Raw genomic sequence first — 9,697 nt, 5'->3', positions numbered from 1 at the left:
CCGGAGCACTCCTCCGCGCGTCTCGAGCGCTACCTGCAACTGAGTGCCGAGCACAACATCCAGGTTTGCGTACCGACCACTCCGGCGCAGGTCTACCACATGCTGCGTCGCCAGGTGATCCGTCCGCTGCGCAAGCCGTTGATCGCCCTTACGCCGAAGTCGTTGTTGCGCCACAAGCTGGCGATCTCGACCCTGGAAGATCTCGCCAACGGTTCCTTCCAGACCGTCATCCCGGAGATCGATCAACTCGACGCGCAGAAGGTCGAACGCTTGATCCTCTGCAGCGGCAAGGTCTACTACGACCTGCTCGAGAAGCGTCGTGCGGAAGGCCGTACCGATACGGCAATCGTCCGTATCGAGCAGCTTTATCCGTTCCCCGAGGACGATCTGGCGGAAGTGCTGTCGCAGTACGGCAACCTCAAGCACATCGTCTGGTGTCAGGAAGAACCGATGAACCAGGGCGCCTGGTATTGCAGCCAGCACCACATGCGTCGGGTCGCCGTTGCGCAGAAACCGGAGTTGTTCCTGGAATATGCCGGTCGTGACGCTTCCGCTGCGCCTGCCTGTGGCTACGCTTCCCTGCACGCTGAACAGCAGGAGAAGCTTCTCCAGGACGCTTTCAACGTTTAACGCCTTCGTGCCGAGGCGGCCATAGCCGCCTCCAGAAGAAACCGAATCAATAGGAACCCTGATAATGGCTATCGAGATCAAAGCCCCCTCTTTCCCGGAATCGGTCGCCGACGGCACCGTCGCTACCTGGCACAAGAAGCCGGGTGACGCCGTCAAACGTGACGAGCTGATCGTTGATATCGAAACCGACAAGGTGGTGATGGAAGTCCTCGCCGAAGCGGATGGCGTGGTTGCTGAAATCGTCAAGAACGAAGGCGATACCGTGCTCAGCGGCGAGCTGCTCGGCCGTCTGACCGAAGGTGGTGCTGGTGCGGCTGCTCCGACTCCTGCCGCCGCAGCCCCAGCCGCCGCTCCGGCGCAAACTGCTGCGCCTGCCGCCGCTGCTGGCGAGGAGCCGATGCTGGCGCCTGCTGCGCGTAAGCTGGCTGAAGAAAACGGCATCGATCCGAACAGTGTCAAAGGCTCCGGCAAGGGCGGCCGTGTGACCAAGGAAGACGTCGTCGCCGCCATCGAAGCCAAGAAGAGCGCTCCGGCTGCAGCCGCCGCCAAACCGTCGGCCCCGGCCGCCGAGGCGCCGATCTTCGCTGCTGGCGAGCGCGTCGAGAAGCGTGTCCCGATGACCCGCCTGCGCGCCAAGGTCGCCGAGCGCCTGGTCGAGGCACAGTCCTCGATGGCCATGCTGACCACCTTCAACGAAGTCGACATGACCGAAGTGATGGCCCTGCGCTCCAAGTACAAGGACCTCTTCGAGAAGACCCACAACGGCGTGCGCCTGGGCTTCATGTCGTTCTTCGTCAAGGCCTCAGTAGAAGCGTTGAAGCGCTTCCCGGCGGTCAACGCCTCGATCGATGGCACCGACATCGTCTACCACGGCTACCAGGACATCGGCGTCGCCGTCTCCAGCGACCGCGGTCTGGTGGTTCCGGTGCTGCGTAACGCCGAGCTGATGAACCTGGCCGAAGTCGAGAGCGGCATCGCCACCTTCGGCAAGAAGGCCCGTGACGGCAAGTTGTCGATTGACGAGATGACCGGGGGCACCTTCACCATCACCAACGGCGGCACCTTCGGTTCGATGATGTCGACTCCGATCGTCAACCCGCCGCAGGCCGCGATCCTCGGTATGCACAACATTCTTCAGCGTCCGATGGCCGTCAACGGTCAGGTCGTCATCCGTCCGATGATGTACCTGGCGCTGTCCTACGATCACCGCCTGATCGACGGCAAGGAAGCGGTCAGCTTCCTGGTGACCATCAAGAACCTGCTGGAAGATCCTGCGCGCCTGCTGCTGGACATCTAACCCACGGCCGCTGTCCGCCAGCCGGGCTTGCACAAGCTCCGCTGGCGGTTCGCCGCTTGAAGCTCAAAGTTGATGGAGATTGTTATGAGCCAGAAATTCGACGTGGTAGTGATCGGTGCCGGCCCGGGCGGCTACGTGGCTGCCATTCGCGCCGCGCAACTCGGTCTGAAGACCGCCTGCATCGAGAAGTATGTCGGCAAGGAAGGCAAGATCGCCCTCGGCGGTACTTGCCTGAACGTCGGCTGCATCCCGTCCAAGGCGCTGCTGGACAGCACCTGGAAGTACCACGAAGCCCACGAAGGCTTCAAAGTCCACGGTATCGAGGCCAGCAGCGTCACCATCGACGTGCCGACCATGATCGCCCGCAAGGACCAGATCGTCCGCAACCTCACCGGCGGCGTCGCTGCACTGTTCAAAGCCAATGGCGTGACCTCCTTCGAAGGCCACGGCAAGCTGCTGGCGAACAAGCAGGTCGAAGTCACCGGCCGTGACGGCAGCACCGAGATCCTCGAAGCGACCAACGTGATCATCGCCTCGGGTTCGCGCCCGGTGGAAATCCCGCCGGCACCGATCGATCAGAATGTCATCGTCGATTCCACCGGCGCGCTGGACTTCCAGTCCGTGCCCAAGCGCCTGGGCGTGATCGGCGCTGGCGTCATCGGTCTCGAGCTGGGTTCGGTCTGGGGCCGTCTGGGCGCCGAAGTCACCGTCCTCGAGGCGCTGGACAAGTTCCTCCCGGCCGCCGATGACCAGGTCGCCAAGGAAGCGCTGAAGATCCTCACCAAGCAGGGTCTGAAGATTCGTCTGGGCGCGCGCGTGACCGCCACCGAGATCAACGGCAGCGAAGTCACCGTGACCTTCACCGACGCCAACGGCGAGCAGAAGGAAACCTACGACAAGCTGATCGTCGCGGTCGGCCGTCGTCCGGTCACCACCGACCTGCTGGCCGCGGACAGCGGCGTGGACCTCGACGAGCGTGGCTACATCTTCGTCGACGACTTCTGTGCCACCAGCGTTCCTGGCGTCTACGCCGTGGGCGACGTGGTCCGTGGCCTGATGCTCGCGCACAAGGCAATGGAAGAGGGCGTGGTAGTGGCCGAGCGTATCGCCGGGCACAAGGCGCAGATGAACTACGACCTGATTCCGGGCGTGATCTACACCCACCCGGAAATCGCATGGGTCGGCAAGAGCGAGCAGTCGCTCAAGGCCGAAGGTGTCGAAGTCAACGTCGGTGTCGCGCCGTTCGCCGCCAGTGGCCGTGCCATGGCTGCCAACGACACCGCCGGTTTCGTCAAGATCATCGCCGACGCCAAGACCGACCGCGTGTTGGGCGTTCACGTGATCGGCCCTAGCGCCGCCGAGCTGGTACAGCAGGGCGCCATCGCCATGGAGTTCGGCACCAGTGCCGAAGACCTGGGCATGATGGTGTTCTCGCACCCGACCCTGTCCGAGCAGCTGCATGAAGCCGCTCTGGCAGTGAATGGCCATGCCATTCATATCGCCAACCGCAAGAAGCGCTAAGCGATCAGAACCACGATGGGTTGCCCGTATCCTGCCACCAGGCTTGCCGCGGAATGCCCATCGGACTGTTTCCTCAAAAGGGCAGTCACAGGTGGCGCGGCAGCACTAACGCAGCGCCGAATGCGCAATACCTAACGAAGACGGTAGATAAGCATGAATCTTCACGAATATCAGGGTAAGCAGCTGTTCGCTGAGTACGGCCTGCCCGTATCCAAAGGCTTCGCCGTGGACACCCCGGAAGAAGCCGCAGAAGCCTGCGACAAAATCGGTGGTACCGAGTGGGTCGTCAAGGCTCAGGTTCACGCTGGCGGCCGCGGTAAAGCGGGCGGCGTAAAACTGGTCAAGAGCAAGGAAGACGCCAAGGCGTTCGCCGCCAACTGGCTGGGCAAACGTCTGGTGACTTACCAGACCGACGCCAACGGCCAACCGGTCACCAAGATCCTGGTCGAGTCCTGCACCGACATCGACAAGGAGCTGTACCTCGGCGCCGTCGTCGACCGTTCCAGCCGTCGTATCGTGTTCATGGCGTCCACCGAAGGCGGCGTGGACATCGAGAAGGTCGCTCACGACACTCCCGAGAAGATCCTCAAGGCCACCATCGATCCGCTGGTCGGCGCTCAGCCGTTCCAGGGCCGTGAACTGGCCTTCCAGCTGGGCCTCAAGGGTGACCAGATCAAGCAGTTCACCCACATCTTCGTCGGCCTGGCCAAGCTGTTCCAGGACTACGACCTGGCTCTGCTGGAAGTGAACCCGCTGGTGATCAAGAAGGACGGCAACCTGCACTGCCTGGATGCCAAGATCAACATCGACAGCAACGCCATGTACCGCCAGCCCAAGCTGCGCGCGATGCATGACCCGTCGCAGGACGATCCGCGCGAAGCCCACGCTGCCAAGTTCGAACTGAACTACGTTGCCCTGGAAGGCAACATCGGCTGCATGGTCAACGGTGCTGGCCTGGCCATGGGCACCATGGACATCGTCAACCTGCACGGCGGCAAGCCGGCCAACTTCCTCGACGTTGGCGGTGGCGCTACCAAGGAACGCGTTACCGAAGCGTTCAAGATCATTCTCTCCGACAGCAACGTCGCGGCCGTTCTGGTGAACATCTTCGGCGGTATCGTTCGTTGCGACATGATTGCCGAAGGCATCATCGGCGCCGTGAAAGAAGTCGGCGTGAAGATTCCGGTGGTCGTCCGTCTGGAAGGCAACAACGCCGAGCTGGGCGCCAAGGTCCTGGCTGAAAGCGGCCTGAACATCATCGCGGCAACCAGCCTGACCGACGCTGCAGAGCAAGTGGTCAAAGCTGCGGAGGGCAAGTAATGAGCGTCCTGATCAATAAAGACACCAAAGTCATCTGCCAGGGCTTCACCGGTTCGCAGGGGACTTTCCACTCCGAACAGGCGATCGCCTACGGTACCCAGATGGTTGGCGGCGTGACTCCGGGCAAGGGCGGCACCACGCACCTGGGCCTGCCGGTGTTCAACACCGTCAAGGAAGCCGTCGAGACCACCGGCGCTACCGCTTCGGTGATCTACGTTCCGGCTCCGTTCTGCAAGGACTCGATCCTGGAAGCGGCATTCGGCGGCATCAAGCTGATCGTCTGCATCACCGAAGGCATCGCGACCATCGACATGCTGGAAGCCAAGGTCAAGTGCGACGAGCTGGGCGTGACCCTGATCGGGCCGAACTGCCCGGGCGTCATCACTCCTGGCGAGTGCAAGATCGGCATCATGCCGGGTCACATCCACCTGCCGGGCAAAGTGGGCATCGTGTCGCGTTCCGGCACCCTGACCTACGAAGCCGTCAAGCAGACCACCGACGCCGGCTTCGGCCAGTCGACCTGCGTGGGCATCGGTGGCGACCCGATTCCGGGCTCGAACTTCATCGACATCCTCAAGCTGTTCCAGGCTGACCCGAAGACCGAAGCGATCGTCATGATCGGCGAGATCGGTGGTTCCGCCGAGGAAGAAGCCGCTGCCTTCATCAAGGCCAACGTCACCAAGCCGGTGGTGTCCTACATCGCTGGCGTGACTGCTCCGGCAGGCAAGCGTATGGGCCACGCCGGTGCCATCATCTCCGGCGGTAAAGGCACTGCGGACGAGAAGTTCGCTGCGCTGCAGGACGCCGGTGTGAAAACCGTTCGTTCGCTGGCCGACATCGGCAAGGCCCTGGCCGAGCTGACCGGTTGGGAAGTCAAGAAAGCCTGAGGCTGACTTGATGTGAAAAAGGCCACCTTCGGGTGGCCTTTTTCTTTTCCGCCTTACGAAATCCAGCGCTCAAGCCTGAGGCAGAGCGGTCGATAAGTCGTTATCGCCCGCACGCTGTTCGCGCTGGCTCATGTAACCGAGGAAACCGTTCCATGCAGTGGTTCGCCAACCTGCGTATAGCACTGAAAATGGCCGTGGTTCCCGCGATGCTCTGTCTGTTGCTCATAGCGCTCGGCGTCGTTTCGTCGTTGTCGCTGCGCAGCATCGCCAGCCGCGTAGAGGTGGTCACCCAGAACCTCGGGCCGGGAATGGACCGGGTCGCCAAGGTCGCCGACAGCATGGCGCGGCTGCAGTTGAGCGTGCGGCACTACGCGCGCAGCGGCGATCAGGCGACCGAGCAGGAGTTTCTCGAACTGGACCGCCATCTCGGCGCTGCCCTGGAGCAGACCAGCGCGCACCTGAGGGATCCGCAGCGCATGCAACTGCTGGCCTCCATGGAGAGTCTGCATGCGCAGTACAGCCAGTTGTTCCGCGAATCACTGGTGCCGCTCAGCCAGGAACACCAGAAGCTGATCAGCGGCGAACTCGGCCGGCAAGGCCCGGCGATCGAGAAGGTTCTCAGCTCGATCCTGGAAAACGCCCAGCAGGACTTCAACCTCGACGCGGTGTTCTATTCCAGCGCAGCGATGCGCCATCTGCTGCTGGGAAGCCAGTACCTCTACCAGTTCCTGCAGGAGAACCAGCCCGATCAGGTTAAGTCGTTCCAGACCGAACTGGGCAACGCGCAGAGCACCATGAGCGTTCTGCGCGACCGAACGAGCAGTCAGAGTACCCAGGACAAACTGAACGGCGCGTTGCAGAACCTTGAGCTGTACAAGGCCGCAGCGGACAAGGCCGTGCAACTGGTGGGCGCGCGCAACGCGACACTGCAGAAGATGGATGCCATCGACCCGCAGATCGCCGACCTCGCCAGCCAGTTGCAGCGAAGCATCATGCAGTCGATGGATGCCGCGGCGGCAGACGCCGACAGCACCGTGGCGCGTGCCAACCTGCTGTTCTGGGGGCTGGTGCTGGCGGCGCTGCTGGTGGCCGGGCTCACGGCTTACGCTGTCGGCGCGGCGCTGGTGCGCCCGCTGGCGCGGATCAACCTGATGCTCGAGGACATGGCAGCCGGTCAGGGCGATCTGACCCGGCGCCTGCCGGTCCAGGGGCAGGACGACATTGGCCAGCTGGCGCAGAACTTCAACCGTTTCGTGGAGAAGATCAGGCGCACCGTGGCCGAGGTTTCCAGCGCCTCGCACACCCTGCAGAAGTCCGCCGAAGACTTGCAGGAATCCGCCGAGCGCGCGCATCGCGACGTGCAGCAGCAGCGCGAGGAAAGCGACCAGATCGCCTCGGCGATGGTGGAGATGGCAGCGAGTGCGCAGGAGATGTCCGGCAATGCGCGCGCCGGCCAGGCGCTGTCGCAGGATGCACGCACGGCCGCGGGTGTCGGCCTGGCACGGGTCCGGGCGAATCAGGAGGCCATGCTGGTTCTGTCCGGCAAGGTCGACAGTCTGGCGACGGTGATCGAGTCGCTGCGCGAGGACAGCGGGCGTATCGGTTCGGTGCTGGGGGTGATCGGCGGGATCGCCGAGCAGACGAACCTGCTGGCGTTGAACGCCGCCATCGAGGCGGCGCGGGCGGGCGAAATGGGCCGCGGCTTCGCCGTGGTGGCGGACGAGGTGCGCTCGCTGGCCCAGCGCACGCAACAGTCCACCGAGGAGATTCAGGAGATCATCCAGACCCTGCAGCGACGCACGGCGTCCTCCATCGAGATGATGAGCGATAGCCAGCAGGCGGTAGGTCATGCCCGCGAGCGTGCCGAGCAGACCAGCGAATCGCTCGGCGGAATCACCGTCGCGGTGGATGCGATCGACGAGAACATCCAGGCGATGGCGACCGCGGCTCATGAGCAGGCGAGCGTCGCCGACATGGTGGGCAATAGCGTTCTGCGGGCCAACCAGATCACCGCCCAGACCTCGGATACCGTCGAGCGCACGCGGCGTTCGGCGCAGGAGATCCACCTGCTGGAAGGTCAGCTGGTTCAATTGATCGAGCAGTTCCAGGTCTGAATCGGCGGATGGGAGGCGTCGGGGTGGGCGCTTTATGTCGGGCGCCTACAGTTGCTGGCTGGCTATAATCGCGCCGGCTCACAAGGAGGTCCCATGTTCGTGCCCACCGCTTATCTGCCCGATCTGCTGGCCCTGTGCTGGTTCATTTTCTGCTGGATCGGCTACACGCTCTACGCCAGCTGGAAAGGGCGCGATACCGCCTGCCTCGCCAGCGTGCTGCACCTGTACCGGGAAGACTGGATGCGCCGCATGCTGCTGCGCGAGAACCGGATCGCCGATGCCAACGTGATCGGCAACCTGGAGCGCAACGCCTCCTTCTTCGCCTCCAGCACTTTGATCATTCTCGCCGGCGTGCTCACCGTGCTGGGTTCGAGCGACCGTGCGGTGTCGCTGCTGGCCGACCTGCCGTTCGTCAAGGATGCCACCCGTCCGCTGTCCGAGCTGAAGCTGCTTGGCCTGGCGGTGGTCTTCGTCTATGCCTTCTTCACGTTCAGCTGGTGCATGCGCCAGTACAACTTCGCCTCGACGCTGGTCGGCTCCGCGCCGATGGTGGGGGAGCGGCACGTCAACGAGCTGGAGCGCAAATCCTTCGCCGAGCGCGCGGCGCGGGTGATCTCCATGGCGGCCAACCAGTTCAACTTCGGCCTGCGGGCCTATTATTTCGGCATGGCGATGCTCGGCTGGTTCATCCATCCGTGGTTGTTCATGCTGGTCACCGCGGGGGTTGTGCTCGTCCTCTACCGCCGCGAATTCCACTCCGATGTGCTGAAGGTCATGGTCTACACCCCCACTCACGCGGCAGAGCCGCCCAAGGAGAAAAACGAATGAGCGTACCTTTCTGGTGTGTATTCATCGCCGCTTTGCTGATCTACCTCGCCAAGCTGCCGGTGGCCAAGGCGATGAACGCCGAAGCCGGCGGCTACGATAACCGCCATCCGCGCGCGCAGCAGGCTAACTTGACGGGTGCCGGCGCGCGGGCCCTGGCTGCCCACCTCAACAGCATCGAGATCTTCCCGCTGTTCCTCGCCGGCGTGCTGATGGCGCATACCACGCAGACCCACGGCTGGCTGGTCGACGCACTGGCGGTCATCTTCGTGATCAGCCGCCTCGTCTACCTGTGGTTCTACTACATCGGGCTGACCTGGCAGCGCAGCCTGGTGTGGTTCGTCGGCCTGGCCTGCTGTCTGTTGCTGATGCTCACGCCGACGCTCTGAGCGTCGTTCGCCGGACAAAAGAAAAGGCCCGCTTTTGGCGGGCCTTTTTCATGCCTACGGTAAGGTCGCGATACGAACTTACTTGTTGGCTTCCGGTGCCGGAGTGGTGGCAGGTGGCGGCGGAGTTTGGCCGTCGTCCTTCGCTTCCTCGGCGGCTTCCTGGTTCGCTTCGTTGGTGTCCTCGACCGCCTTGCTTTGCTCTTCGGCTGCCTTGTTGGCATGCTCCTGAGCTTCGTTGGCGTGTTCCTGAGCGTCCTGCTTCTTGTTCTCGGAACCGCTGTCGCAGGCTGCAAGGCCCATGCTGGCCGCCAGAATCAAGGCGAGGGACAGGGATTTGTTCATTTTGTATTTCTCCTCAGAGTGACCTTCCAAATCTCACCCCGTTTGAACGGTACGTTTGCGCCTAAGTTCCTTATCTATCGAGCAAAAATTCTCGCCGAGGGTTGCCGAGCTGCCTGGCGCGCGGTGGAGCGGGTATCATCGGCGGCATAAAAATCACCCGGAAATGTCGTATGAGTGAAACCGCCATCGTCGAGAAAGCCACGCGCTTTCTCTCCGCGTTGCGCCATTGTCAGGTGCTCGGCATGCAGGTGCATGCCGGCAATGCGCAGGGCCTGACACTGCGCCTGCCGTACAGCCAGCAGATCGTCGGCAACCCTGAAACCGGCGTGATCCACGGCGGCGCGATCACTACCCTGATGGACACCACCTGCG

At 62.9% G+C, this 9,697-nt stretch carries 8 protein-coding genes and 3 pseudogenes; 10 read left to right on the top strand and 1 reads right to left on the bottom strand.

The genetic code is table 11. From position 1 onward, the window contains the following. The 9 genes and pseudogenes from B3E91_RS00565 to B3E91_RS00530 all read left to right on the top strand — a co-directional run. Nucleotides 1-630: pseudogene (locus tag B3E91_RS00565) on the top strand (2-oxoglutarate dehydrogenase E1 component); the annotation flags it as partial. 64 nt (nt 631-694) lie between these two features. Then, nucleotides 695-1,927, top strand: coding sequence for a 2-oxoglutarate dehydrogenase complex dihydrolipoyllysine-residue succinyltransferase (gene odhB / locus B3E91_RS00560; protein ID WP_287027910.1), 1,233 nt, complete (start codon nt 695-697; stop codon nt 1,925-1,927). Nucleotides 1,928-2,011: 84 nt separating this feature from the next. Beyond that, the gene (gene lpdA / locus B3E91_RS00555) at nt 2,012-3,448 is read left to right on the top strand and encodes a dihydrolipoyl dehydrogenase (RefSeq protein ID WP_273229192.1); all 1,437 of its coding nucleotides are present in this window, start codon (nt 2,012-2,014) and stop codon (nt 3,446-3,448) included. A 153-nt stretch (nt 3,449-3,601) separates the two neighbouring features. Continuing rightward, entirely contained in the window at nt 3,602-4,768 is a 1,167-nt protein-coding gene (sucC, locus tag B3E91_RS00550) for an ADP-forming succinate--CoA ligase subunit beta (RefSeq protein WP_090229254.1), read from the top strand. Beyond that, nucleotides 4,768-5,655 carry a succinate--CoA ligase subunit alpha gene (gene sucD / locus B3E91_RS00545; RefSeq protein WP_090229252.1) on the top strand — a complete coding sequence of 296 codons (888 nt, stop codon included), beginning with the start codon at nt 4,768-4,770 and terminating at the stop codon, nt 5,653-5,655. The genes sucC and sucD overlap by 1 nt, the downstream gene beginning before the upstream one ends. Before the next feature lie 152 nt (nt 5,656-5,807). Further along, nucleotides 5,808-6,911, top strand: a pseudogene (locus tag B3E91_RS22145) (HAMP domain-containing protein); the annotation flags it as partial. A 342-nt stretch (nt 6,912-7,253) separates the two neighbouring features. Beyond that, nucleotides 7,254-7,769, top strand: a pseudogene (locus B3E91_RS22140) (methyl-accepting chemotaxis protein); the annotation flags it as partial. A 93-nt stretch (nt 7,770-7,862) separates the two neighbouring features. Continuing rightward, nucleotides 7,863-8,597, top strand: a complete 735-nt coding sequence (locus B3E91_RS00535; protein WP_090229248.1) for a DUF599 domain-containing protein — start codon at nt 7,863-7,865, stop codon at nt 8,595-8,597. Then, nucleotides 8,594-8,983 (top strand): MAPEG family protein, encoded by a 390-nt coding sequence (locus B3E91_RS00530; protein ID WP_273229188.1) that lies wholly within the window; start codon nt 8,594-8,596, stop codon nt 8,981-8,983. Before B3E91_RS00535 ends, B3E91_RS00530 begins: the two co-directional genes overlap by 4 nt. A 78-nt stretch (nt 8,984-9,061) precedes the next feature. On the opposite strand, the gene B3E91_RS00525 is transcribed toward B3E91_RS00530, so the two are convergent. Further along, nucleotides 9,062-9,325 (bottom strand): hypothetical protein, encoded by a 264-nt coding sequence (locus B3E91_RS00525; protein WP_273229187.1) that lies wholly within the window; start codon nt 9,323-9,325, stop codon nt 9,062-9,064. Nucleotides 9,326-9,495: 170 nt separating this feature from the next. Here B3E91_RS00525 and B3E91_RS00520 point away from each other — a divergent pair. Further along, nucleotides 9,496-9,697: PaaI family thioesterase (locus B3E91_RS00520; RefSeq protein WP_414708175.1), on the top strand; the 202-nt coding region annotated here is incomplete at its 3' end.

The sequence above is a fragment of the Pseudomonas sp. UBA6310 genome, from assembly GCF_002438225.1.
Taxonomy (GTDB): Bacteria; Pseudomonadota; Gammaproteobacteria; order Pseudomonadales; family Pseudomonadaceae; genus Pseudomonas_O; species Pseudomonas_O kuykendallii.
The sequence above is the reverse complement of the archived record's forward strand: the minus strand, read 5'-3'. Positions and strand labels throughout refer to the sequence as shown.